General features: G+C 69.9%; 21 protein-coding genes. 7 read left to right on the top strand and 14 right to left on the bottom strand.

Annotated features, from left to right (window positions below; translation table 11 throughout):
- Positions 1 to 74: 74 nt before the first annotated feature.
- Positions 75 to 494 (bottom strand): roadblock/LC7 domain-containing protein, encoded by a 420-nt coding sequence (locus ACIBQ1_RS12395; RefSeq protein ID WP_397276871.1) that lies wholly within the window; start codon positions 492 to 494, stop codon positions 75 to 77.
- Entirely contained in the window at positions 491 to 3,076 is a 2,586-nt protein-coding gene (locus ACIBQ1_RS12400) for a nitrate- and nitrite sensing domain-containing protein (protein ID WP_397276873.1), read from the bottom strand. The genes ACIBQ1_RS12395 and ACIBQ1_RS12400 overlap by 4 nt, the downstream gene beginning before the upstream one ends.
- A gap of 313 nt (positions 3,077 to 3,389) precedes the next feature.
- Here ACIBQ1_RS12400 and ACIBQ1_RS12405 point away from each other — a divergent pair, with 313 nt between their 5' ends.
- The 4 genes from ACIBQ1_RS12405 to ACIBQ1_RS12420 are packed head-to-tail and all read left to right on the top strand — an operon-like array spanning position 3,390 to position 8,350.
- On the top strand, positions 3,390 to 4,475 hold the full coding sequence (locus ACIBQ1_RS12405) for a glycine betaine/L-proline ABC transporter ATP-binding protein (RefSeq protein ID WP_397276875.1): 1,086 nt from the start codon (positions 3,390 to 3,392) through the stop codon (positions 4,473 to 4,475).
- Positions 4,472 to 6,385: an ABC transporter permease gene (locus ACIBQ1_RS12410; protein WP_397276877.1), complete on the top strand. Its 1,914-nt coding sequence runs from the start codon at positions 4,472 to 4,474 to the stop codon at positions 6,383 to 6,385. Before ACIBQ1_RS12405 ends, ACIBQ1_RS12410 begins: the two co-directional genes overlap by 4 nt.
- Complete coding sequence (locus ACIBQ1_RS12415) at positions 6,382 to 7,356, top strand: ABC transporter substrate-binding protein (protein WP_397276879.1); 975 nt, start codon at positions 6,382 to 6,384, stop codon at positions 7,354 to 7,356. The genes ACIBQ1_RS12410 and ACIBQ1_RS12415 overlap by 4 nt, the downstream gene beginning before the upstream one ends.
- 52 nt (positions 7,357 to 7,408) lie before the next feature.
- Positions 7,409 to 8,350 carry an ABC transporter substrate-binding protein gene (locus tag ACIBQ1_RS12420; protein ID WP_397276881.1) on the top strand — a complete coding sequence of 314 codons (942 nt, stop codon included), beginning with the start codon at positions 7,409 to 7,411 and terminating at the stop codon, positions 8,348 to 8,350.
- 71 nt (positions 8,351 to 8,421) lie between these two features.
- Here ACIBQ1_RS12420 and ACIBQ1_RS12425 read toward each other — a convergent pair whose 3' ends face one another.
- Together ACIBQ1_RS12425 and ACIBQ1_RS12430 are read right to left on the bottom strand one after the other, a co-directional pair.
- Positions 8,422 to 9,201, bottom strand: a complete 780-nt coding sequence (locus ACIBQ1_RS12425; RefSeq protein ID WP_397276883.1) for an ABC transporter permease — start codon at positions 9,199 to 9,201, stop codon at positions 8,422 to 8,424.
- Positions 9,198 to 10,136, bottom strand: coding sequence for an ATP-binding cassette domain-containing protein (locus ACIBQ1_RS12430; RefSeq protein ID WP_397276885.1), 939 nt, complete (start codon positions 10,134 to 10,136; stop codon positions 9,198 to 9,200). Before ACIBQ1_RS12430 ends, ACIBQ1_RS12425 begins: the two co-directional genes overlap by 4 nt.
- Positions 10,137 to 10,218: 82 nt before the next feature.
- On the opposite strand from ACIBQ1_RS12430, the gene ACIBQ1_RS12435 reads away from it, so the two are divergent.
- Positions 10,219 to 10,983 (top strand): TetR/AcrR family transcriptional regulator, encoded by a 765-nt coding sequence (locus ACIBQ1_RS12435; protein WP_397276887.1) that lies wholly within the window; start codon positions 10,219 to 10,221, stop codon positions 10,981 to 10,983.
- Between the two features lie 19 nt (positions 10,984 to 11,002).
- Here ACIBQ1_RS12435 and ACIBQ1_RS12440 read toward each other — a convergent pair whose 3' ends face one another.
- A complete protein-coding gene (locus ACIBQ1_RS12440) occupies positions 11,003 to 11,452 on the bottom strand; it encodes a MarR family transcriptional regulator (protein WP_397276888.1) in 450 nt (149 codons plus the stop codon).
- A 70-nt stretch (positions 11,453 to 11,522) separates the two neighbouring features.
- Here ACIBQ1_RS12440 and ACIBQ1_RS12445 point away from each other — a divergent pair, with 70 nt between their 5' ends.
- The gene (locus ACIBQ1_RS12445) at positions 11,523 to 12,317 is read left to right on the top strand and encodes a nitroreductase/quinone reductase family protein (protein WP_397276890.1); all 795 of its coding nucleotides are present in this window, start codon (positions 11,523 to 11,525) and stop codon (positions 12,315 to 12,317) included.
- Here the strand turns inward: ACIBQ1_RS12445 and ACIBQ1_RS12450 are convergent.
- From ACIBQ1_RS12450 to ACIBQ1_RS12480, 7 genes are all read right to left on the bottom strand, one after another.
- Positions 12,314 to 12,892: an ATP/GTP-binding protein gene (locus ACIBQ1_RS12450; RefSeq protein WP_185071485.1), complete on the bottom strand. Its 579-nt coding sequence runs from the start codon at positions 12,890 to 12,892 to the stop codon at positions 12,314 to 12,316. The two genes, ACIBQ1_RS12445 and ACIBQ1_RS12450, sit on opposite strands and share 4 nt — an antisense overlap.
- Entirely contained in the window at positions 12,873 to 13,235 is a 363-nt protein-coding gene (locus tag ACIBQ1_RS12455) for a DUF742 domain-containing protein (protein WP_355379108.1), read from the bottom strand. The genes ACIBQ1_RS12450 and ACIBQ1_RS12455 overlap by 20 nt, the downstream gene beginning before the upstream one ends.
- Before the next feature lie 26 nt (positions 13,236 to 13,261).
- Positions 13,262 to 13,684, bottom strand: a complete 423-nt coding sequence (locus ACIBQ1_RS12460; RefSeq protein WP_185071483.1) for a roadblock/LC7 domain-containing protein — start codon at positions 13,682 to 13,684, stop codon at positions 13,262 to 13,264.
- A gap of 21 nt (positions 13,685 to 13,705) precedes the next feature.
- Positions 13,706 to 16,504: a nitrate- and nitrite sensing domain-containing protein gene (locus tag ACIBQ1_RS12465; protein ID WP_397276891.1), complete on the bottom strand. Its 2,799-nt coding sequence runs from the start codon at positions 16,502 to 16,504 to the stop codon at positions 13,706 to 13,708.
- Between the two features lie 223 nt (positions 16,505 to 16,727).
- A complete protein-coding gene (locus ACIBQ1_RS12470; RefSeq protein ID WP_397276893.1) occupies positions 16,728 to 18,953 on the bottom strand; it encodes a [protein-PII] uridylyltransferase in 2,226 nt (741 codons plus the stop codon).
- 82 nt (positions 18,954 to 19,035) lie between these two features.
- Positions 19,036 to 19,374 carry a P-II family nitrogen regulator gene (locus ACIBQ1_RS12475; RefSeq protein WP_355379103.1) on the bottom strand — a complete coding sequence of 113 codons (339 nt, stop codon included), beginning with the start codon at positions 19,372 to 19,374 and terminating at the stop codon, positions 19,036 to 19,038.
- Positions 19,371 to 20,681 (bottom strand): ammonium transporter, encoded by a 1,311-nt coding sequence (locus ACIBQ1_RS12480; protein ID WP_397276895.1) that lies wholly within the window; start codon positions 20,679 to 20,681, stop codon positions 19,371 to 19,373. The genes ACIBQ1_RS12475 and ACIBQ1_RS12480 overlap by 4 nt, the downstream gene beginning before the upstream one ends.
- A 203-nt stretch (positions 20,682 to 20,884) precedes the next feature.
- On the opposite strand from ACIBQ1_RS12480, the gene ACIBQ1_RS12485 reads away from it, so the two are divergent.
- Complete coding sequence (locus ACIBQ1_RS12485) at positions 20,885 to 21,814, top strand: ABC transporter substrate-binding protein (protein ID WP_397276897.1); 930 nt, start codon at positions 20,885 to 20,887, stop codon at positions 21,812 to 21,814.
- Positions 21,815 to 21,845: 31 nt separating this feature from the next.
- Here ACIBQ1_RS12485 and ACIBQ1_RS12490 read toward each other — a convergent pair whose 3' ends face one another.
- Both ACIBQ1_RS12490 and ACIBQ1_RS12495 read right to left on the bottom strand, forming a co-directional pair.
- Entirely contained in the window at positions 21,846 to 22,607 is a 762-nt protein-coding gene (locus ACIBQ1_RS12490) for an MOSC domain-containing protein (RefSeq protein ID WP_397276899.1), read from the bottom strand.
- Between the two features lie 29 nt (positions 22,608 to 22,636).
- Positions 22,637 to 23,440: an alpha/beta fold hydrolase gene (locus ACIBQ1_RS12495; RefSeq protein WP_397276901.1), complete on the bottom strand. Its 804-nt coding sequence runs from the start codon at positions 23,438 to 23,440 to the stop codon at positions 22,637 to 22,639.
- Positions 23,441 to 23,492 lie beyond the last annotated feature (52 nt).

The following is a 23,492-nucleotide window of genomic DNA, read 5'->3' on the forward strand; positions in this document are numbered from 1 at the left end:
CTCCGGCTCATCGTGGTGCCACGGTGCCAACGTCTACTCCCATCACCCTGTCTGTCCGGCCGCCGCGGGATCCATCAGGGACGCGCCGCCGACAGCTCCGCCCGCACGGCAGGCGTGAGCACCTGCCCGGCGCGCTCGACCAGGATCGTCATCTGGTAGGCCACCAGGCCCATGTCACAGTCGGGCGCGGCCAGCACCGCCAGGCAGGATCCGTCGCTGATCGACATGACCAGCAGCAGGCCGCGTGCCATCTCGACGAGCGTCTGGGTGACCCCGCCGCCTTCGAACACCCGCGCCGACCCCTGCGTGAGGCTGACGAGCCCGGCCGCGATGGCGGCGAGCTGGTCGGCACGGTCTTTCGGAAAGTCTCTGGAGTACGCCATCGGCAGGCCGTCGGCGGACACGACCACGGCGTGCGCCACACCGGGGACCTCTTCGACGAAGCTGCTGACCAGCCAGTTCATGTCCCTGGCCGCCTGGCTGAGCTCCTTCATGAGTCCTCCTCAAGCTCGGCGCGCCCCTTGCGCACACCTTGCTGGTAGCTGGCCAGCCTGTTGCGCAGCCGGTCAGGCGACACCGGAGGAGCGGAAGCGGGCGGGGGTTTCGGACTCGCGGTGCCCGGTACCAGATTCGCTCTCGGGGTCCGCTTCGGCAAGCCGGAGTTGGTCGTGCCGCTCTGCGCGGGCTCCGCGGCCGCGCCGGCGGCCCGCCAGCCCTGATCGACGGCCGAGGACCAGCCGGGGTCGCGGTGGTCGGCCGTGGGCGTGGTCTTGGTGAACCAGCTGCTCCCCTCCTCGACGGCGGAGTAGATGGGCAGGATCTCGTCGTCCCTGGACGGCGCCGGCGGGGTGGCGAACGACGGGTACGAGTCGCCCAGGTCCGGTGGCAGCTGCTCGACCGAGTGCGCGGGCGAGGAGCGGAACCAGGACGAGGGCTCGGGCGCCGGAGGGACGGCGTCCAGCGACGGGTGCCCGAACAGGGGCCCGGGGAAGGGCCCGGGAAAAGGCTCTGCCGGTGGCAGGGTCCCGAAGGAGGGATGCCCGGGGAAGGGCGCGGCGGGTGTCGGCGGGTGGGCCTGCCTGGGCACCGGGATGCGCGCCGGCACGGGCACCGCGCCCGACACCTCCGTGAGCAGCGCGGGCGGGATCAGCACCATGGCGGTCAGCCCGCCGATGTCCTGCATGCGCAACTGGACCCGGATGCTGTGCCGCAGGGCCAGCCGGCCGACCACGAACAGGCCCATGCGCCGCGACACCGACACGTCCACGACGGGCGGGTTCGCCAGCCGCCAGTTGGCCTCGGCCAGCTCCTCGGCGCTCATGCCGATGCCGTGGTCGGTGACCGACAACATCAGCGAGCCGCCGTCGATGCGGCTGCTGGAGATGATGACCTTGGTGTCCCGCGAGGAGAACGAGACCGCGTTCTCGACCAGCTCGGCGAGCAGGTGCACGACGTCGGTGACGGCCTGGCCGGCGATGGCGACGTCCGACTGGACCTGGATGCTGACCCGGTCGTAGCTCTCGACCTCGCCGAGCGCGGCCCGCACGATGTCCATCAGCTCGACCGGCTCGCTCCACTTGCGTGCCGCCTCCTGGCCGGCGAGGACCAGGAGGTTCTCGCTGTTGCGGCGCATGCGGGTGGCCAGGTGGTCGAGCTTGAACAGGTCGCCGAGCCGGGTGTCGTCGCGCTCGCCACGCTCCAGCCGCTCGATCAGCGTGAGCTGCCGCTCGACCAGCGTCTGGCTGCGCCTGGACAGGTTGACGAACATGGCGTTGACGTTCGCCCGCAGCTTGGCCTCGTCGCCCGCCAGCCGTACGGCCTCGCGGTGCACCTCGTCGAACGCGCGGGCGACCTCGCCGACCTCGTCCCTGGAGAAGACCCCGATGGGCGGGACCTCGGCCTGGACGACGCCGTCGCGGGACTCGCGCAGGTGCTGGACGAAGTCCGGCAGCCGCCGGCCCGCGATCTCCAGAGCCTCGCCGCGCAGGCGGCGCAGCGGGCGCACGAGCGACCTGGCCACCCCGGTGGTGATCAGCAGGACGGCCACGAGCAGGGCGAGCACGGCCCCTGCGGTCACGAGGGCCTGCTGCCGCTCGTCCGCGCTGAGCGCCTCGCTGCGCGCCACGATGCCCTCGGTCTGGCGCTCCTCGACCTCGCGCATGGAGTCGACGACCACGTTGGCCGCGTCGAACCACTCCTTGGCGTCATCACGCTTGCTCAGGTCGAGGCCACGCAGCGGCAGCCCCTTCGTGCTCCTGATGAGCACCAGCTCGCGCAGGAACAGCATGCGGTCGGCGGACCTGCCGTTGACGGTCTCGTCGAAGAAGCGGCGCTCGTCGGCGGTGGCCTCGGCGGAGTACGCCTTGCGCTCGTTCGTCTCCTTGGACTGCTCGCCGAGGAAGCGCTTGAGCTGCTCCTCGTCGAACGCGCCCTCGACGAGCACGGCGGTGACCAGGGCCTGCTGGTAGGACACGCTCTCCTTCGCCCTGGCCAGGGCGTTCAGCATGCGCGTCCGGCGGAACAGCTCGTCGTCCACGCTGTCCTTGATCAGCTCGGTGTGGGCGGAGAGCAGGTCGCCGATCACGGTCGTGTAGAGCTCGACGGCGGGGCCCGGCAGCAGGTTGGCCTCCAGCGCCTGCTTGCGCAGGGCGGTCAGGTCGTCCAGCCGGCTGAGCAGGTTCTCGAGCTGGTCGGCGCTACGGCCGCTCGCCTCGGTCAGCAGTTGCCCGGCGGTGCCGCGTACCTGCCTGACGGCCAGGTCCGCCTGGTCTATCTGGGCCTGCACCGTGGAGAGCATCCCCGCCGGCCGGTTGCGCGCGACGTACCAGGCGGTCGTGGCCCGCTCGGCGGCCACCTGGTGGGTGAGCCCGCCCAGCTCGGCGGAGAGCCGGGCGAACTGGTTGGTACGCGCGTAGTCGCCGGCGGCGGACGTCCTGGCGTACACCTGGATGCCGCCGAGCAGCACGGCGGCGGCCGTCGGGATCAGGATGAGGGCGACAAGGCGCGCTCGTACGCGCCAATTGCTCAGCCGCCAGTTGCCGTTACTGGCCTTCCTCTCACCCAACGCTGTAGTCACCGAACGCACCTCGCCCGAATCGGCGTATTTGAGGGGGCTGTGTCCCGTGGGGAAATCAGCAAGTGCCGGCTAATTAGAACACATCCCACAGTAGTGTGGCCCACCCGAACATAACGCTACAAAAATTGACTCGTGTGACTCAAGTGGCAAAACCTGGAGCTCCATGATTCATGATCGCAAAGCGGGAAATAAACCTTTAACACGTTATATGTCCAGTTGTGGGGCTTTTGTGCGTTCCAAACGCATAACACGCCAGGACCACAGAGGTCTCTGGAGGGTCACAACACGTTGAGATTTCCGTTATTCGCGCCATATGTTGTGGCGGTCAAAGAAGGAGGCGAGCGTGGGGGTTTCTCCCGACAGCGCGGCCATCACCGTTGAGGGCCTTTGGAAGATCTTCGGCTCCAGGGCACAGAAAGTCCTGGACAGCGAGGACAGGCATCTCGACCAGGCAGCGCTGAGAGAGAAGACCGGCTGCACCGCCGCCGTCAGGGACGTGAGCTTCGAGGTGCGCCCCGGCGAGGTCTTCGTGGTCATGGGCCTGTCCGGCAGCGGCAAGTCCACCCTCGTACGCTGCCTCACCCGGTTGATCGAGCCCAGCGCCGGCGAGATCAGGATCGGCGGCGAGGACATCGGCCGGGCCTCCCCCGCCAGACTCCGCGAGATCCGCCGCCACCAGGTCAGCATGGTCTTCCAGCATTTCGGCCTGCTGCCGCACCGCAAGGTGATCGACAACGTGGCGTACGGGCTGGAGATCCAGGGCACCGCCAAGGCCGCCAGGCACGCGCGGGCCGCGGAGATCCTCTCCCTCGTCGGCCTCGACGGGTACGCCGACGCCTACCCCGACCAGCTCTCCGGCGGGATGCAGCAGCGCGTCGGCCTGGCCCGCGCGCTGGCCGTGGACCCGCAGGTGATGCTGTTCGACGAGCCGTTCAGCGCGCTCGACCCGCTGATCAGGCGCGACATGCAGGCCGAGGTGATCCGCCTGCACCGGGAAGTCGGCAAGACCATGGTGTTCATCACGCACGACCTGTCCGAGGCGCTGAAGCTCGGCGAGCGGATCGCGATCATGCGGGCGGGCTCGATCGTGCAGCTCGGCACCGCGGAGGAGCTGGTGGGCGCGCCCGCCGACGACTACGTGGCCGACTTCGTGCGCGACGTGCCCAGGAGCCACGTGCTGACGCTGCGCTGGATCTGCCGCGAGCCCGAGCCCGGCGAGCCGCTGGACGGGCCCGTCCTGCCGGTCACCACGCTCGTCATGGACGCCATCGGCGCCTCGTCCGCCTCCTCCCGCCCCATCAGGGTCGTGGACGGCGACGACCTCGTGGGAGTCGTGGACCGCGTGGACCTGCTGACCTTCCTCTCCGGCGCGGACCTCGCCATGAAGGCAGGGGCATGAGCAGCACCGCTGTCAGCACCGCTTCCCGCCTGAGGTTGCCGAAGTGGGTGGTCCCCGCCGGGGTCGCGGCCCTCTTCGTGGTGGCGTACCTGGTCTTCCGCGGCACCGCGACGCTGCCGCACGACAAGGAGGCGCCGCAGTTCCTGGCCGTCACCGACCTGCGCGAGTGGATCGACGACCACCGCAACGACAACCCGCTCTTCCTGTACTTCCTCAACTACATCCGGCTCTTCGTGGGCTGGCTGTACGGCCTGTTCCAGTCCGTCCTGTACGCGCTCGGCTGGCCCGGCATCACCGGCGTCATGGGCGCGCTGGCCTGGCTGGCGGGCGGCCGGCGGATCGGACTGGCCGCGGTGGCGGGCGTGAGCGCGTTCGGCTTCCTCGGGCTCTGGCAGTCGAGCGTCGACACGCTGGCCCTGGTCGCGGTCTCAGTGCTGCTGTCGCTGGTCATCGGGGTCCCGATGGGCGTCTGGGCCGGGCTCTCGGGCCGCGTCCGGCGGGTGATCACACCGGTGCTGGACGTCATGCAGATCATGCCGACGTTCGCGTACCTGGCGCCGCTCGCGCTGTTCTTCCACATCGGCGCCCCGGCCGGGGCCATCGCGACGATGATCTACTCGATCCCGCCGGCCATCCGCATCACCGCGCTGGCCGTCTCTGAGGTCTCCCCCACGGCCGTCGAGGCGTCCAGCTCGCTGGGCGCGACGCGCCGGCAGACGCTGTTCAAGGTCTACCTGCCGCTGGCCAGGTCCACGATGGCGCTGGCCGTCAACCAGACGATCATGATGGCCCTGTCCATGGTCGTCATCGCGAACCTGATCTCCGCCCCCGGCCTGGGCGGCGACATCATCCGCGGCCTGTCGCGGGCGCAGGTCGGCATCATGCTCCCGGCGGGCGTGGCCATCGTCATCATGGCGGTGCTGCTCGACCGCACCATGATGGCCCTCGCCCACCGCGAGCCCCATGCCAGGTCGCGCAGGCTCGATCTCGTCGCCGCGGGCGTGCTGGCCGTGGCCGGGCTCGCGCTCATCCCCGTGCTGCCCAAGACCTGGCCGGACAGCCTCACGGTCAACTTCGTGGCCGAGGTGAACGACGCCGTCCGCTGGGCCGAGACCAGCTGGTACGGGGTGACCACGCTCATCAAGGACCTCACGACCAGCGCCCTGCTCAACCCGCTGGAGACGATGCTCACCTCGGCCCCGTGGTGGCTGGTCGCCCTGGCGGTGCTGGCCGTGGCCTGGCGGGTGAGCGGGGTACGCCCGGCGCTGACGGCGCTGGGCTGCCTGCTGGCCATCGCGCTGCTCGGCGTCTGGGAGCACACCATGCAGACGCTGACCACGGTCGTCGTGGCGGTGTTCGTCACGCTGGTCGCCGGCCTGCTGCTCGGCGTGGCCGCGGCCCGCTCGCCGCGATATTCGGCCGTGCAGCGGCCCATACTCGACGCCGCGCAGACCATGCCGGCGTTCGTCTACCTGCTGCCGGCGCTGGCCCTGTTCGAGACCACCCGCTTCACGGCGATCTTCGCCTCGGTCATCTACGCGGTGCCGCCGGTGGTGCGGCTGGTCGAGGACGGCATCAAGGGCGTGCCCGCCACGGTCGTCGAGGCGGCCGCCTCGGCGGGCTCGACCTCGGGCCAGCTCCTGTGGAAGGTGCAGCTGCCCATGGCCAGGCAGGCGATCCTGCTCGCGGCCAACCAGGGCATCGTGATGACGCTGGCCATGGTGGTCGTCGGCGGTCTGGTCGGGGCGGGGGCCCTCGGCTACGACGTGGTCGTCGGATTCTCCCAGCGACCCGATTTCGGCATGGGCTTCGTGGCCGGCATCGCGACCGTGCTGCTCGGAGTCATGCTCGACCGCATCACGCAGGGCGCCGACAGGCGCCCCTCCCCCCGAAAAAGGACATCCACATGAAGATTCGCCTGCTCGCAGGCCTCCTCGCCCTCGGGCTCGCCGCTGTCGGTTGCGGCGGGGCCAAGGTCGAGACCTCTCCCAGCTCCACCGCCGCCGCCCCGCAGGCCTCCGGCCCAAGCGCCCCCGCCGGGACCGTGAAGATCGCCATCAACCCGTGGGTGGGCTACGAGGCCAGCGCGAACGTCGTCGCGTACCTGCTCAAGAACGAGCTCCAGTACACCGTCGAGATGCCCGAGATCAAGGAGCAGCTCGCGTGGGAGGGCTTCGAGACCGGTGACGTCGACGTCATCATCGAGAACTGGGGCCACCCGGACCTGAAGAAGAAGTTCATCGAGGAGAAGAAGGTCGCGGCCGAGGCCGGCTCCACCGGCAACAAGGGCATCATCGGCTGGTACGTGCCGAAGTGGATGGCCGACAAGTACCCGGACATCACCGACTACAAGAACCTCAACAAGTACGCCTCCCTGTTCAAGACCTCGGAGTCCAGCGGCAAGGGCCAGCTCCTCGACGGCGACCCCAGCTACGTCACCAATGACGAGGCCCTGGTCAAGAACCTGAAGCTGGACTACAAGGTCGTGACCGGCGGCAGCGAGGCGGCCCTGCTCAAGTCCGCCACGCAGGCGCAGGAGCAGCAGAAGGCGCTGCTGTTCTACTTCTGGACGCCGCACTGGCTCTTCGACAAGGTGGACCTGGTCCGCGTCAACCTGCCGGCCTGGACCGAGGGCTGCGACGCCGACCCCAAGAAGGTGGCCTGCGACTACCCGGAGATGGACCTCGACAAGATCGTCAGCAAGAAGTTCGCGGACACCGGCGGCAAGGCGTACGAGCTGGTCAAGAACTTCAGCTGGACGAACGAGGACCAGAACGCCGTCGCCAACGACATGACCAACAACGGCATGACCGGCGAGCAGGCCGCGAAGAAGTGGATCGAGGCCAACACCGCCAAGTGGCAGGCCTGGATCCCCAAGTGACGCCCTCTTGACCGCGGCCCCCGCGCGGGGGCCGCGGTCGCCGGGAGACCTCATGTTGCGAACGAACAAGCTCGTCGGGCCGCTGGTCGCGGCCCTGCTGCTGACGACCGCCTGCTCCGGCGAGGAGCCCGGCTCCGCCGCGGGGTCGAAGGGGACCGTCAACATCGACATCCACGGCTGGGTCGGGTACGAGGCCCAGGCCGCCGTGCTGGCGTACCTGCTCGAACACGAGCTGGGCTACACGGTGCGCAAGCGGCCCATGAAGGAGGGCGATTCCTGGGAGGATTTCGAGGAGGGCAAGGTCGATGTGATCGTCGAGAACTGGGGACACAACGACCTGAAAAAGAAGTTCATCGAGCAGAAGCAGGTGGCCCTGTCGGCCGGGCTCACCGGGAACCAGGGCATCATCGGGTGGTATGTCCCCGAGTGGATGGTCAAAAAATACCCCGACATTACGGACTACCGAAACCTCAACAAGTACGCACATCTATTCCGTACCGACAAAACCGGAAATGCCGGACAGGTTCTGGATGGAGATCCGACCTTCGTGACGAATGACGAGGTTCTGATCAAGAACCTCGGACTCAATTACAAGGTCGTCTACTCGGGCAGCGAGGCGGCGCTGATCAAAGCGGCCGAGTTCGCCACCAAGAACCGGACGCCGCTGCTGATGTATTTCTACGAACCGCAATGGCTGTTCACCAAGGTCAAACTGGTCAAAGTGGCACTGCCGCCCTACGCCCTCGGCTGCGACGACGACGCCAAGAGGGTCGCCTGCGACTACCCGCCGTACCTGCTCGACAAGATCGTCAGCAGGAGGTTCGCGCAGACCGGCGGCAAGGCGTACGAGCTGGTCCGCAACTTCACCTGGACCAACGACGACCAGAACGCCGTGGCCAGCGACATGATCAACGAGAAGATGAGCGCCGAGCAGGCCGCCGAGCGGTGGGTGCGGGACAACAAGATCGTGTGGAAGGACTGGATCCCGCGATGAGGCCGGGCGGGGAGGACGAGGAACGCGCCCGGCGCTCCGTCGCCCTCCTCACCGAGCGGGTGCTGTGACGCCTACCGGTCGAGCCGCTGGTAGAGGCGTACCGACAGGGCGAAGAAGACGACGGTGATCACCACCGGCCAGACCACCGCCATCAGGACGGCGTGCTGGGCCACCCACGAGTCGCCGCCCCAGCCGGGGTTCCCGAAGAGCTCCCTGGCCGCCGCGACCGTGGACGACAGCGGGTTCCACTCCGAGATCGCCCCCAGCCAGCCCGGCATCGAGCCGGGGGCGACGAAGGCGTTCGACAGGAAGCCGACCGGGAACTCCAGCGTCTGGATCGCCACCACCCCGCCCGGATCCCTGGTCAGCAGCCCCAGGTACATGCCGGCCCAGAGCAGCGAGAAGCGCAGCAGGAGCAGCAGGCCCACGGCGCCCAGCGCGCCCGGGAGGGACGCCGGCCGCCAGCCCACCGCCAGCCCGCAGGCCAGCAGCCCGGCCAGGATCAGGACCGAGTTGAGCAGATCCGCGACGGCCCGGCCGACCAGCACGGCCGAGGGCGCCATGGGCATCGAGCGGAAGCGGTCGGTGACGCCCTTGGAGACGTCGGTGGCGACGGCGATCATGGTGGAGCTGAGACCGAAGAGCATCGTCATGCCGTACATGCCGGGCATGAGGAACTCGAAGTAGTCGGCCCCCGCGGGCACCTCGACCGCGCCGCCGAACAGGTAGCCGAAGGCCAGCGTGATGATCACGGGGAAGAGCACCCCGAACACCACCGTCATCGGCTGGTTCGCCCAGTGGATCAGGTCGCGGCGGGCGACGGTCCAGCCGTCGGCCAGAGCCCATCTCATCTCGTGCCTCCTCCGGCGTCGGTGAGGTTCAGGAAGACTTCGTCGAGCGTGGGGCGGCGCAGCGCGACGTCCTCGGCCTCGATCCCGGCCGCCGCCAGGGCCGCGAGCGCCTGCGTGAGCGCCCGCACCCGCTCGCCCACCGGCGCGCTCACGTGCCTGGTGTCCCGGTCGACCTCGGCCGGCCCCGACGCCACCCCGCCGACGATCGCGGCGGCCTCGTCGACCCGGGCCGGGTCGTGGATCACCACGTCGAGCCGGTCGCCGCCGAGCTTGGACTTGAGCTCGTCCGGCGTGCCCTCGGCCACCACGCGCCCGCCGTCGATCACCGAGATCCGGTCCGCGAGCTGGTCGGCCTCCTCCAGGTACTGCGTGGTCAGCAGCACGGTGGTCCCGTCCGCGACGAGGTCGCGCACCGCGCGCCAGATCTCCGCGCGGCTGCGCGGGTCCAGCCCCGTCGTCGGCTCGTCGAGGAACAGCACCGGCGGCGCCAGGATCAGGCTGGCCGCGAGGTCGAGCCTGCGCCGCATGCCGCCCGAATACTCCTTGGCCGGCCCCTTGTGGTCCAGCCCGAACCGCTCCAGCAGCTCCTCCGCCCTGGCGCGGGCCTTCGACGGGCCGAGGTGGTAGAGGCGGCCGAACAGCTCCAGGTTCTGCCGCCCGGTCAGGATCTCGTCCACGGCGGCGTGCTGGCCGACGAGGCCGATGCTGCGGCGTACCTGCCGGGGCTGGGCCGCCACGTCGAACCCCGCCACCTCCGCGCGCCCGCCCGAGGCGCGCAGGAGGGTGGTGAGGATGCGGACGGCCGTGGTCTTGCCCGCGCCGTTGGGGCCGAGCAGTCCGCAGACCGTGCCCCGGCCCACGTCGAGGTCGATCCCGTCGAGCGCCGCCTTCTCGCCGTACTTCTTGCGCAGGTCCTGCGCGAGCACCGCTGGCATGCGTGCCCCCTCCCTTGTTCCGTACGGCGTACCGTACACCATACGGTTCGATGCAGGCAACCGTACGGTGTACCGTACGTTTGTGAGCGTTGAGTACTCGGGAAAGGGCGACCCCGCGCGCAGCCTCGCGCTGCTCTGGCGCACCAGCGAGCGCGCCAGCCGCAAGGGCAAGCCCGAGCTGGGCGTCGACCGCATCGTGCGCGCCGCCATCGAGGTGGCCGACGCCGAGGGGCTGCAGGCGCTGTCCATGCGCCGCGTGGCCGAGCGGCTGGGCGTCGGGACGATGTCGCTCTACACGTACGTGCCGGGCAAACCCGAGCTGTTCGACGTCATGCTCGACACCGTCTACGGCGAGACGGCCAGGCCGCAGGACGTGCCCGGGGGCTGGCGGGGCCGGCTGGAGCAGATCGCCAGGGAGAACTGGGCCCTCTACCTGCGCCATCCGTGGCTGCTGCAAGTGGCGGCCAGCCGCCCGGTGCTCGGCCCGAACGTCACGGCCAAGTACGACTACGAGCTGCGTGCCGTGGACGGCATCGGGCTCACGGACCTGGAGATGGACTCGGTGATCACACTGGTCGCCGGGTTCGTGCACGGGACCGCGCGCGGCGCGGTGGAGGCGGCGCAGGCCGAGAGCCAGACGGGCATGACCGACGAGCAGTGGTGGGCCGCGCACGCGCCCTTCCTCAGCCGGATCTCCGACGCCGCCCGCTACCCCACGGCCTCGCGCGTGGGCCAGGCGGCGGGCGAGGCCCTCAACGCCGCCTACAGCCCGGAGCACGCCTTCGAGTTCGGCCTGCAGCGCGTCCTCGACGGCATCGAGGCCCTGGTGAACCGCCGCTCAGCCTGAGACGGTCCAGCCCGGCAGTTCATCCTGACAGGGCCCGCTCGTAGGCCATGAGGGTGTCCACGAACATCCGCCGCTGCTCCGGCGTGAGCGGCCCCAGAGCCTCGCGCCAGGCCTTGGCGCCGTAGCCGAGCCACTCGTTGATCGACTCGTGGTGCCGGTCGGCGATGCTCACGATCGTGCGGCGCCGGTCGGCGTCGTCCTCGCGCCGGTCCAGGACGCCCTTCCTGCTCAGATCCCCCACCATCAGGCTGACCGTCGCGGGCGCCACCTCCAGCCGGGCCGCCAGCTCGTTCACCGTCATCGGCCCGTCGAACAGCAGGTAGGCCAGCAGCGACAGATGCCTGGGGGCCAGGGAGAGCGACTGCAGCTCGGAGGGCACCCCCAGCCGCTTGGCCCGCCCGACCATGCGCGGCATCAGCAGCAGCAACGTCCTGATCCCGTCGTCCACACTCAAGCCGTCTGTTGACATGTCCAACACCTTGATGTCCAAATTAGCTTTGCTTGCAAAGCAAATACGAAGCCTCGTCCAAGGATATGACGTGACCGATTTCAATCAGCAGGTGATCGAGGAGTTCCGGGCGAACGGCGGCAAGGTGGGCGGCATGTTCGAGGGTGCGCCTCTCGTGCTGCTCACCACCACGGGCGCCAAGACGGGCCGGCGGCGCACCAACCCGGCCGTCTACCTGCGGGACGGCGACCGGGTCCTGGTGTTCGCCTCCAACGCGGGCGGCGCCGCCAACCCGGCCTGGTACCACAACGTGCTCGCCAACCCGAGGGTGATCGTCGAGCTGGGCACCGAGAGGTTCGCGGCCAGGGCCGTGCCGCTCGAAGGCGAGGAGCGCGACCGCCTGTACGCCCGGCAGGCCGCGATCGACCCGGCCTTCGCCGCCTACCAGGCGAACACCGAGCGGGCCATCCCGGTCGTCGCGCTCTACCCCGAGCTCGAACGGCTGGCGGCGTTCGGGGACGAGCTGGCCAGGATCCACGACCACCTGAGGGGCGAGCTGGCCAAGGTCCGTCAAGGAGCGGCCGCTCCTCACCTCGACCTGCGGGCGCGCTGCCTGGCCTTCTGCGACGCGATGACCTTCCACCACAACGGCGAGGACCGGGTGGCGTTCCCGCATCTGGAGAAGCTCTTCCCCGAGCTGAAGGAGCCCCTCGACCGACTGCGCGCCGAGCACGCGGTGATCGCCGGGCTGGTCGCGGAGCTGCGGGAGGCCACCGAGCCGGCGACGCTGGAGCGCATCGCCGGCGAGATGGAGGCCCACTTCGCCTACGAGGAGGAGCAGTTGGTGCCGGTGCTCAACTCGCTGGAGAGCGTCCCCTGGGGTTAGCGCACGGGCGCGGCACGCAGCCGCACGACGTGCTCGACCAGCGAGATCAGCGTCGCCTTGACCGACTCGCGGTTGCGGGCGTCCGTACGGACGATCGGCACGTGCGGCGACAGCGCGAGCGCCTCCCTGACCTCCTGTTCGGCGTGCGGGAACTGCCCGTCCCAGCCGTTGACGCCGATGACGAACGGCAGCTTCGCCTCTTCGAAGTAGTCGATCGCGGGGAAGCTGTCGGCCAGCCGGCGGGTGTCGAGCAGCACGACCGCGCCGATGGCGCCACGCACGAGGTCGTCCCACATGAACCAGAACCGGTGCTGCCCGGGCGTCCCGAACAGGTAGAGGATCAGGTCGCGGTCGAGCGAGAGACGGCCGAAGTCCATGGCCACGGTCGTGGTCTGCTTGTTGGGGGTGAGACCGAGGTCGTCGATGCCCGCGGACGCGTCGGTCATCACCGCTTCTGTGGTGAGCGGAAGGATCTCGGACACCGCCCCCACGAACGTCGTCTTACCGACGCCGAACCCACCGGCGACGACGATCTTCGTCGACGTCAGCCCGGGGCTAGAGCCTGCGTAGTCCACTGAGCACCCTTTCGAGCATGTTGAGGTCTGGCTGTCCCTGGCTGAGGTGTGGCTGGTGCAGGCGGACAAGCCCTTCGTCGGACATGTCCGCCACAAGCACCCTGGCCACGCCCAGCGGGACACGGAGCAGGGCCGAGATCTCGGCGACCGACCGGAACGACCTGCACAACTGCATGATGGCCTCTTGCTCGGGGGTGAGCAGGGCCATCTCGTCGTCCGGGATCGACATCGACGAGATCAACGTCTCCATCGCGAGGTGGTAGCGCGGCTCGGACCGGCCACCTGTCACCGCGTAAGGACGGAACAGGGGCTCTTCGTCCCCGGCTCCGTCAACGCCGTACACGGCCCTCTCCCATCAGTTCCATCACATCACCGGGTCCTGGCGGCCTGGAGTTCGGCACGCAGAGCCGGCGTGAGCGCCTGTCCGGCCCTGTCCACCAGCAACGTCATCTGGTACGCCACCAGGCCCATGTCGCAGTCGGGGCCTGCCAGCACCGTCAGGACGGAGCCGTCGCTGATCGCCATGACGATCAGCAGCCCGCGCTGCATCTCGACGACGGTCTGCGTCACAGACCCGCCCTCGAACACCCTGGACGCCCCCACGGTCAGGCTCAGCAGGCCCGCGGAGACCGCGGCGAGCTGGTCGGCCCGGTCCGGCGGGAAGCCTTCAGAGGCGGCCAGGCACAGGCCGTCGGCCGACACGACGACTGCATGCGCGACTCCGGGCGTGTTACGCACGAAATCCGTGATCAGCCAGTCGAACCTGTTCGCCTCGTGGCTAAGGGTTGTCACGCATCCTCCCCGGCGGGACGCTCACTCACTCTGTTCCTCCTGTCCACGTACTTCCTGGCGGCCCCGTCGCACACCCTGCTGGTAACTGGCCATCCGGCTGCGCATCCGATCCGCCGAAACGGGCGGCATCGGAGCGGGCCGCTGCGGCTGCTGCGGCTGCGCCTGCTGGCTCGCCGTACCGGGAACCAGGTTGGCCTTGGGGGTGCGCTTCGGGAGCCCGGCGGCGGTGATGCCGCCGAGGCTGGGCTCGGCGGCAGCGGCCGCCGCGCGCCAACCGGCGTCGGCCGCCGTTCGCCACGCTTCCTCCCCAGAGGGTACGGCTTGCGAGGGCTTGTCCTCACCATCTCCGGGCACCTGCGCCGCCGTCTCCTCCGGCGGCCTGCGGAACCAGGCGGACTCCACGGCCGCGAAGATCGGCAGGAACTCCTCCTGCTCCTGCTCCATGGGCGACATCTCGACCGAGGGCGTCGGGTCAGGTCTGCGCACGTCGTTCGTGGGATACGACGGGAGCGGCGGAGGCGGCGGGGGCGTCTGGAACGCGCCATTTCCGGATGGGTAGGAGCCCGTGTTCGGGAGCGACGGGAAGACGCCCGAGTCGAACGACGGCGCCTGCCTGCGGTAGGAGCCACCGTCGGTGTCGGCGGTGAATCCGTTCACACCCGCCCTGCCGGGGTCCGAGTGGAACGGCGAGCTGTCGTACGAGCGCGGTCCGGAGGTGCTGTCGTACGAGCGCGGTCCCGGGGTGCTCTCTGGAGCCGGGAAACCGTGCCTGGGGGCGGGCCCGTTGGGGCGCCGTCCGCCGTCGAAGGAGTCGAAGCTGCCGAACGACCTGAACGTCCCGTTCTGCGCCCCGTTCTGCACGGGCGGGCCCGCCGGGGTCGGCACGGTTCCGCCGCCGAACGCGGGCCGCTGCGGCAGCGGCTGCTGCTGCGTGCCGTCGGCGATCAGCGTGGGCGGCAGCAGCACCATGGCGATCAGACCGGCGCCCTCGCCCCTCCTGAGCTGGACCCGGATTCCGTGGCGCAGCGCCAGGCGGCCGACCACGAACAGGCCCATGCGCCGGGAGACCGACACGTCCACGACGGGCGGCTCGGCCAGGCGGCGGTTGGCCTCGGCCAGCTCGTCCTCGGTCATGCTGATGCCGGTGTCGCTCACCGACAGCAGCGCGCCGCCGCCCTCGATGAGGCTGCTGGTGACGACGACCGGGGAGTTGCTCGGGGAGAACTGGATGGCGTTCTCGACCAGCTCGGCGACCAGGTGAACCAGGTCGTTCGCGGCGCTGCCGAGCACGGAGGTGCCCCGGTGCACCTTGACCTGGACGCGCTCGTAGCCCTCGACCTCCGACAGCGCGGCGCGTACGACGTCGACCAGCTTGGCCGGCTGGCTGCGCCGGCGGGTGGCCTCGTGGCCGGCCAGGACCAGGAGGTTCTCGGAGTTGCGGCGCATGCGGGTGGCCAGGTGGTCGAGCTTGAACAGGTCGGCCAGCCGGGTGCCGTCCTGCTCGCCCTTCTCCAGACCGTCGATCAGCGAGATCTGCCGCTCGACCAGCGTCTGGGTGCGGCGCGAGAGGTTGACGAACATCGAGCTGATGTTGCTGCGCAGGTCGGCCTCCTCGCCCGCCAGCCGCACAGCCTGCTGGTGCACCTGGTCGAAGGCCCTGGCGACCTCGCCGATCTCGTCGTTGCCCTCGACCTCGATGGGCCGTACCTCGCCCGCGGACGCGTCGCCGCCGGCCCGCAGCCGGTGCACCACGTCGGGCAGCCGGAAGCCGGCCACCTCCAGGGCCTCGGTCCGCAGCCGGCGCAGCGGGGTGACCATGGAGCGGGCGATGGCCACGGTGAGCAGCAGGACCAGCAGCAACAGCGCCAGGATCAGGATCCCCGCGATGATCGCGCTGCGGATCTCGGACTCGCGCAGCTCCTTGCTGCGCAGGCTCACCTCGCCGGCCAGCTCCTGCTCGATGCCGTGCAGCACGTCGATGGCCACGGAGTTCTCGTTGAACCACTGCTCGCGGCTGCCGTTGGCGGAGATCAGGTTGTCGCTGATCCGCGCGCCCGGCGCCCGGCCGCTGGCCAGCGTGACCGCGCGCGACTTGGTGAGCTGGACGTTGACGTACTCGGGCTGGGAGGTGAGCGCCTTGGACAGCTTGAGCCCGACCTCGGCGCCGGCCTCCGCGCCGACGGCGGTGATGTCGCTCTGCTCGCGGGCGTTGGAGGCGATGAACTGCTCGACCTCCTTGGCGTCCACGCGCTGGGAGTCGTAGGAGGCCTGGAGCAGCTGGACGCGCTGCCGGGAGATCTCCTCCTTGGCCGCGGCGAGCGCGCTCAGGGCGCGGAACTGGCCGATGATCTGCGAGTCGTCGGACAGCAGGCTCAGCTCGTCGTGCAACTTGAGCAGCGTGTCGGTGAGGAAGTCGTAGCGGATGGTCTCGGTCTGGCCCTCGGCCCGGATCCTCGGCAGCCGGCCCAGGTCGTACTTCGCCTGCTGGGCGGCCTTGACGATGCGGGGGCCGTACGAGTCGTCCATCGTGTCGAGGTCGGCGCTCACGGTCTTGACCAACGCGTCCACCGCGGCCTTACGCTGCGCGAGCGGCTGGGCGAGCTTCTTGCGCATGGCGCGGTTGGCGCCGATCCAGCCGCCCGTGTCACGCTCCAGCCCGATCGCCTGCAGCAGGTCGCGGATCCGCCCCGCCTGCTCCGCCCCGGCAGCCGTGCGGTCGTAGGCGGCGATGCTCTGGACCGACCCGACGACTCGTGCTCCCCCGAGCACGACGCCGGCCATCGTGGGCACCAGGATGAGGGCGGTGAGCCGCCACCGCACACGCCAGTTTCTCAGGCCCAGGCGTGGCAGTGGCCGCCTTCCGCGGTCCCGCTTCACGGCTGGGCCGCTGTCGGAGTTCCCCGTAGTCACTGCTTCCGCTACCCCTCAATCGTCCCGTCACCGACGGGCCTTCAAGCCGTCCACAAGGTATCCGCAGGTTCTGACTTACCGGGCATTTCGGACACAATCGTTACACATGTGACCGGTAGCCGTGTGCAGTTGGTTATCGCAGTGCGGCCAGGACTTGATCGCGGACTTGTGCCCTCTGCCCGGCGTCGCCGAGGGGGCGACCGGCGCGATCCACGACATAGAAGACGTCCACCGCCTCCGCGCCGAGAGTCTCCACGCGAGCGGCCCTCACGTCAAGACCGCACTCGCCGAACGCCCGTCCGATACGCCACAGTAGCCCCGGCCTGTCATGGGCCCTGACTTCCACCACCGTGGCGGTCGCGGAGGCGTCGTCGACCAGTGTTACCCGAGGTGGGGCCACAGGTACCCGAGGCGGCCTCATGGCCCGGGTGCGGCGGGCCAGCCGCTGCTCGATGTCAAGACGGCCAGCAAGGACGAGACGGAGATCGGACTCCAGTGTCGCAGGGTCGGGCGGGGAGCCGTACTCGGGGATGACGGAGAACTCGATCACCGCGGTGGAGCCCGCGGAGGCGGACGAGGCGGAGCGGACGATGAGCCGGTGCGCGGACAGCACGCCGGCGGCGCTCCAGAGCAGCCCCACCCGGTCGGGGGCGACGACCGTGACGGCTCCCCCGTTGACGCGGACGGCCCCGCCGCCGTGCCTGGCGAGCGCGGTCTGGTCGGCCGACAGGGTCGGCGGCTTGGGCGGCGGCGAGCCGGCCAGCACGGACCTGACGCGGCGCACGAGGTCGGCGACGAGCCCTGCCTTCCAGCCGTTCCAGGCGGCCGGCCCGGTCGCGTTGCCGTCGGCGACCGCGAGCGCGGCCAGCAGGTCGAGGACCTCCCGCGTGCCGACGGTGGCGGCGACTTTCTCGATCGTGACGGGGTCGTCGAGGTCCCGGCGGGTGGCGGTCTCGGGCAGCAGCAGGTGGTGGCGTACGACGGTGGCGAGGGTCTCGACGTCCTGCGCGGACAGGCCGATGCGGGTGGCGATGTCGCGGACCACGACCTCGCCGGTGGCCGAGTGGTCCCCGGGCCAGCCCTTGCCGATGTCGTGCAGCAGCGCCCCGATCAGCAGGAGGTCGGGGCGGGAGACCTCGCGGGTGTGGCTGGCGGCGTTCGCCGCGGCCTCGATCAGGTGCCGGTCGACCGTGAAGCGGTGGATCGGGTTGCGCTGGGGACGGTGGCGTACGCGTTCCCAGTCAGGAAGCAGCTTGACAAGGATGCCCGCCTGGTCGAGCTCCTCCCACACGGGCACGGCGGCGCGGCCCGCGCCGAGGATCGACACCAGCGAGTCGCGTGCCTCCTCGGGCCACGGCACCGGCATGGGAGGCGACTGAGCTGCGAGCACGGACACCGTCGCGGGAGCGAGCGGCAGCCCGGAGTCGGCCGCCGCGGCGGCGGCGCGCAGCACCAGCACGGGGTCCTTACGGGGGTCCACCCCCCTCGCGAGCACCACTTCGCCGGCGTGCTCGACCACGCCGTCCGCCAGCGGGCGGCGGCCTCGGGGAGCGGGACCTGACAGGAGTCTGTCAACGGTGCGCCAGGTGCCGTCGAAGGCGTGGGAGATGGTCCGGCCCGCCTCGGCGAGCCGGCGCATGAGCGCCTCGGCGTCGAGCAGGCCGAGCAGCCCCGCCACGGCGTCCTGCTCCTGCAGCACCAGCCGGTCGGTGCCGCGGGCGGTCACGACGTGCAGCGCGTGCCGCACGTCGAGGATGAACTCGTACGCCTCGCGGGCCCTGGGACCGGGCGCCGAGGCGACCCAGGCGGCGGCCACCGCCTGCATGGCCTGGACGTCGCGGAGCCCGCCGCGCCCGTCCTTGAGATCGGGTTCGAGCAGGAAGGACAGCTCGCCGCTCACCTGGGCGCGCTTGTCGGCCGCCTCACGCAGCTCGCTGAGCCTGCGCCGGGAGTCGGCCCGCCACTCGGCCAGCACCGCCTCCCTGGCCTTCTTGGTCAGCTCGGGGTCGCCGGCCACGTGCCGGGCCTGGATGAGGCCGAGCACCGCCTTCAGGTCCTGCCTGGCGACGGTCACCGCCTCCTCGACCGTCCGCACGGAGTGGTCGAGGTTGACCGCGGAGTCCCAGATCGGATACCAGATCCGGTCCGCGATCCTGGCCACGTCGGCCCGGCCGTTGTGCAGCAGGACCAGGTCGAGGTCGCTGCCGGGTGCCAGTTCGCCCCTCCCGAGGCTACCGACGGCGACCAGTGAGACCTGGTCGCCGTCGCTCGCCGTGCGGAAGAGATCCTTGAGCCAGCGGTCGGTGTCCGCGGCCCGCTCCTTGCGGGCCGCGGCGTACGAACGGGCCTCTCCCCTCAATGCTGTGCCCCCTTGCCGAGCTCCGCCCGGACATCGTCGTCCGGGCGTCGCCGTGGATCCGTCATGGAATCCCTGTCGCAGGTCACAGGGCTTCTGGGCCCCGTTCTCCCGTGCGGACACGGACGATGGTGTCCACCGGGACGGACCAGACCTTGCCGTCGCCGATCTTGCCGGTGTGCGCCGCCTTGACGATGACGTCGATCACGTCCTCGGTGTCATCCTCGTCCGCGAGGACCTCCAGGCGGACCTTGGGCACCAGGTCGACCTGGTACTCGGCGCCGCGGTAGACCTCGGTGTGGCCGCGCTGACGGCCGTAGCCGCTCGCCTCGCTGACCGTCATTCCCTTGATGCCGAACTGCTCCAGTGCGGCCTTCACGTCATCGAGCTTGAAGGGCTTGATGATCGCCGTGATGAGCCTCATGCGTCCACCTTCTTAGCGGCCGGGGCGGAGGGCCCGTTGGAGGAGGTCACGCCGGAGGCGTAGACCGTGCCGAGGTCGTACCCGGTCTCGGCGTGCGTGGTCACGTCGATGCCGGTGACTTCTTCCTCGGTGGTGATCCGGAAGCCCATCGTCTTGTCGATGATCTTCCCGAGGACCCAGGTGACGACGAAGGAGTAGCCGCCGACCGCGACCGGGCCGAGCACCTGCAGACCCAGCTGGCCGAAGCCGCCGCCGTAGAACAGGCCCTTGCTCTGCTGCTCCAGGAAGGGGTAGGCGGCCAGGAAGCCGAGCGAGACGGCGCCGATGACGCCACCCACCAGGTGCACGCCGACCACGTCGAGGGAGTCGTCGTAGTTGAGCTTGTACTTCAGGCCCACGGCGTAGGCGCAGACGGCGCCGGCGATCAGGCCGATGAGGATCGCCGCCCACGGGTCCACGAAACCACAGGCGGGGGTGATGGCGACCAGACCGGCGACCGCGCCGGAGGCGACGCCGAGGCTGGTGGCGTGCCCGTCACGCAGCTTCTCCACGACGAGCCAGGCGCCCGCGGCGACCGCGGTGGCGATCTGGGTGTTCATGAACGCCAGGCCGGCCGTGCCGTCGACGGCCAGCTCGGAGCCGGCGTTGAAGCCGAACCAGCCGAACCACAGCAGGCCCGCGCCGAGCAGGACGAACGGGAGGTTGTGCGGCCGCATCGGCTCCTTGCGCCAGCCCTGGCGCTTGCCGAGCACGAGACACAGTGCCAGGCCCGCGGCGCCGGCGTTGATGTGGACGACCGTGCCGCCCGCGAAGTCCTCGATGCCCATCGTGTTGAGCCAGCCGGTGCCCCACACCCAGTGTGCGACCGGGAAGTAGACGATCGTCGCCCAGATGACGCTGAAGAGGAGCCACGCCCCGAACTTCGCCCGGTCCGCGATCGCGCCGCTGATCAGAGCGACGGTGATGATGGCGAAGGTCAGCTGGAAGGCGGAGAAGACCAGGCTCGGCATGCCGGTGCCGTCGTCCTTGGTGGCCGTGTCCACCAGGCTCTGCAGGCCGAGTGCGTCGAAGCCGCCGACCACGTTGTTGATCGCCGAGCTGGGGTTGTCGGTGAACGCCAGGGAGTGCCCGAACAGCACCCAGGCTATGGTCACCGTGATGATGGCGCCGAACGACATCATCATCATGTTCAGGACGCTCTTGGCCCTGGTCATGCCCCCATAGAAGAAAGCGAGACCCGGAGTCATCAGCAACACCAGCGCGGTGGCCGCGAGCATCCAGGCTGTGGTGCCGCTATCGATCTTCACGACGCGACCCTCCTTACATGTGACGTGTGGCCACAGCGTGTTCGGCCGGAGTTTCATGACTCGACCAGGCATGTTTCACATTCGTGAATCTCGCCACACTGGTGTTTCGAGCGGGTTTCGGGGTCCTCACACCTCCCTTTTGGGCTCAGCCATATCAGGCATGAGACACTTAGGTTTGCCTAACCTACGATCAAGGAATGCCGATGCGTCTTCGCCTGGCCGTCGCCGCCATGCTCCCCGTCCTCGCCCTCGCCGCCTGCGGCACTTCCACCTCCTCGCAGGAGGCGGGCCCGACCCGGACCGTCAAGCACGCCATGGGAGAGACGAAGGTGCCGATGACCCCCAAGCGGGTCGTGGTGCTCGACACGGACAAGCTCGACACGATGGTCTCGCTCGGCCTGGCGCCCGTCGGCGCGGCGCAGGCCCAGGAGAACCAGAAGTGGCCCGCGTACCTCGGCTCGGCCCTGTCGGCCACCAAGGCGGTCGGCACCCTGCAGGCCCCCAACATCGAGGCCATCATGGCGCTCAAGCCGGACCTCATCCTGGGCACCAAGTTCCGGCAGGCGGCGTTCTACGACAAGCTCAGCAAGATCGCGCCGACCGTGTTCACCGAGAAGGTGGGCATCACCTGGAAGGAGAACTTCCTGCTCGACGCCGAGGCGCTGGGCAAGAAGGACCAGGCCCAGCAGCTGTTGTCGGCGTACGAGCAGCGGGCCAAGGAGGTCGGGGCCAAGTTCTCGAAGCTCCAGGTGAGCATCGTGCGGTTCATGCCCACCGAGATCCGCATGTACGGGCCCGAGTCCTTCAGCGGCATCGTGGTGGGTGACGCGGGCATCCAGCGGCCCGAGGCGCAGCAACTGGCCGACCAGGCGGACAAGCGCTTCGGCAAGCTGAGCCAGGAGAACATCGCCAAGGCCGACGCCAACGCGATCTTCTACACGGCGTACGGCGCGGCGGCCGCCAAGTCGCAGGCGGCGGTGACCGGCGGTCCGCTGTGGAAGAACCTGAAGGCGGTCACGTCGGGCAACGCCCACAGCGTGGACGACGAGGTCTGGATGACCGGCATCGGCGTCACGGCCGCCGGCAAGATCCTCGACGACCTGGACAAGTACCTCACGCCGCTGGCCTCGTAAGCCGCGCTGACGGGCACGCGGACCTGCCGCCTCAGGCTACGCGTACCCGGTCGCCCTTCCTGATCCGACCGGGCCGCACCACTCGCGCGTACACCCCCGCGCAGGGCTGCGGCCCCATGTCGAACACCGGCACCCGGTTGTGCCTGGCCACCGTGCGGAGCGCGTCCGGATCGCGCCCGAGGCTCCCGTGCCCGAGCGTCGGCACCGCGCAGCGCGGGCTGGCCACGATCACCGACAGCGCCACCTCGTCACCGATGCGCAGCTCGCGCCCCACCCAGTCGTTCTCCACGAACCCCTCCGCCTCCGTCCCGATCACCAGGTTGGGCCGGTAGCGGAGGGCCTCGACGGTGCCGCGCGGGCCGAGCGCGCCGATCCTCGCGACCGACGAGGTCGTGATGAGGTGGATCGGGGCGAAGTCGAAGAACGTCCCGCCGGGTGAGGCGCCGCCGAGCGTGCCGACGGTGTGGGACACCTCCGCCTCGACGCCCTCGGCCAGCACCTGCTCCGGCACCGAGCGCTCGAACTCGGCGCCCTCCGGGGGCACGTCGATCAACCGGACCTCACGCCCGAGCAGCGTCGACAGCTCTTCGTCGCCGGGGACCCCGGTGCCCTCGATCGCCAGCAGGCCGCGCCAGAGGCGGGGGTTCTTGGCGCTGGCGATCTTCCCGGTCGCGACGTCGAGCACCGCGCGCACCCGGTCCCCGGCCAGCCCCCGGTCGGTGACCTCGCTCTCGGAGAGCTCCTCCCCCAGCATCGACTTGACGGGGTAGCGCCGCAGCGTCTCCAGGTACATGGGGGCGATCCTACGGCCGGCGCCCGAGCCTAGCGACGGGCCCAGAAGCGGCGCAGGTGCGGCACCAGCTCGTCCGCCCGCTCCTCGGGGAAGAACAGCCGCCCGCCCTCGATCTCGACGATCTCCTTGACGCCGGGGATCGTGTCCCGCAGCCACCGGGCCCAGCTCACGTCGAAGAACACGTCTCCCGTGCCCCAGACCACGAGCGTCGGCACGGTCAGCACGGTGAGCTGCGGCTCGATGGCGATCATGTCCTTGGCGTCGATCGAGGTCAGCAGGCGCTCGAAGGCCCGCCCGCCGCCGGGCTTGGTGAAGATCGGCCGCAGGTACGCGTCCACCACCGCCGCCGGGTCGTCGATCCGCTCGTAGCCCTCCCCGAACGCGGTCTGGGTCAGGAGCTCCGGCTGGTCCAGGACGAGCGCCGTGAGCGCGGCCAGCTCGCCCCTGGCGGCCAGGTCGACCGTGGGCTTGAACGCCTCGGGCGGGGTGTTGGTGTGGACGTCGCAGTTGGTGAGGGTGAGCGTACGCAGGCGCTTGCGGTGGCGTACGGCGAAGACCTGGGCCACGGCGCCGCCGGTGTCGTTGGCGACGAGATCCACGTCGGTCAGCCCGAGCCCCTCGCACAGCTCCTCGACGGCCTCGGCGAGCGCGGGGATCGACAGGTCGTCGCGCGGAGCGCTGCCGCCGTGCAGCGGCAGGTCGATGGCCACGCAGCGACGCTCGTCGCGGAACGCGGCGATGACCTCGCGCCACAGGTGCGAGCTGGTGCCGACGCCGTGCACGAACAGGCTGACCGGCCCTTCCCCCACGTCGACGTAGCTGATGCCCTCCATGGGCTTCCTCCTTGGCGGATTACAAACCGACTGTCGGTCTATAAAATTACCG

The sequence above is a fragment of the Nonomuraea sp. NPDC050153 genome (assembly GCF_044460125.1).
Classification (GTDB): Bacteria; Actinomycetota; Actinomycetes; order Streptosporangiales; family Streptosporangiaceae; genus Nonomuraea.

Excerpts from the sequence above, each read along its gene's own strand:
- ACIBQ1_RS12395 (WP_397276871.1), bottom strand. The coding sequence starts at position 494 with ATGAAGGAGCTCAGCCAGGCGGCCAGGGACATGAACTGGCTGGTCAGC.
- ACIBQ1_RS12405 (WP_397276875.1), top strand. The coding sequence starts at position 3,390 with ATGTTGTGGCGGTCAAAGAAGGAGGCGAGCGTGGGGGTTTCTCCCGAC.
- ACIBQ1_RS12410 (WP_397276877.1), top strand. The coding sequence starts at position 4,472 with ATGAGCAGCACCGCTGTCAGCACCGCTTCCCGCCTGAGGTTGCCGAAG.
- ACIBQ1_RS12415 (WP_397276879.1), top strand. The coding sequence starts at position 6,382 with ATGAAGATTCGCCTGCTCGCAGGCCTCCTCGCCCTCGGGCTCGCCGCT.
- ACIBQ1_RS12420 (WP_397276881.1), top strand. The coding sequence starts at position 7,409 with ATGTTGCGAACGAACAAGCTCGTCGGGCCGCTGGTCGCGGCCCTGCTG.
- ACIBQ1_RS12425 (WP_397276883.1), bottom strand. The coding sequence starts at position 9,201 with ATGAGATGGGCTCTGGCCGACGGCTGGACCGTCGCCCGCCGCGACCTG.
- ACIBQ1_RS12430 (WP_397276885.1), bottom strand. The coding sequence starts at position 10,136 with ATGCCAGCGGTGCTCGCGCAGGACCTGCGCAAGAAGTACGGCGAGAAG.
- ACIBQ1_RS12440 (WP_397276888.1), bottom strand. The coding sequence starts at position 11,452 with ATGTCAACAGACGGCTTGAGTGTGGACGACGGGATCAGGACGTTGCTG.
- ACIBQ1_RS12475 (WP_355379103.1), bottom strand. The coding sequence starts at position 19,374 with ATGAGGCTCATCACGGCGATCATCAAGCCCTTCAAGCTCGATGACGTG.
- ACIBQ1_RS12485 (WP_397276897.1), top strand. The coding sequence starts at position 20,885 with ATGCGTCTTCGCCTGGCCGTCGCCGCCATGCTCCCCGTCCTCGCCCTC.
- ACIBQ1_RS12490 (WP_397276899.1), bottom strand. The coding sequence starts at position 22,607 with ATGTACCTGGAGACGCTGCGGCGCTACCCCGTCAAGTCGATGCTGGGG.
- ACIBQ1_RS12495 (WP_397276901.1), bottom strand. The coding sequence starts at position 23,440 with ATGGAGGGCATCAGCTACGTCGACGTGGGGGAAGGGCCGGTCAGCCTG.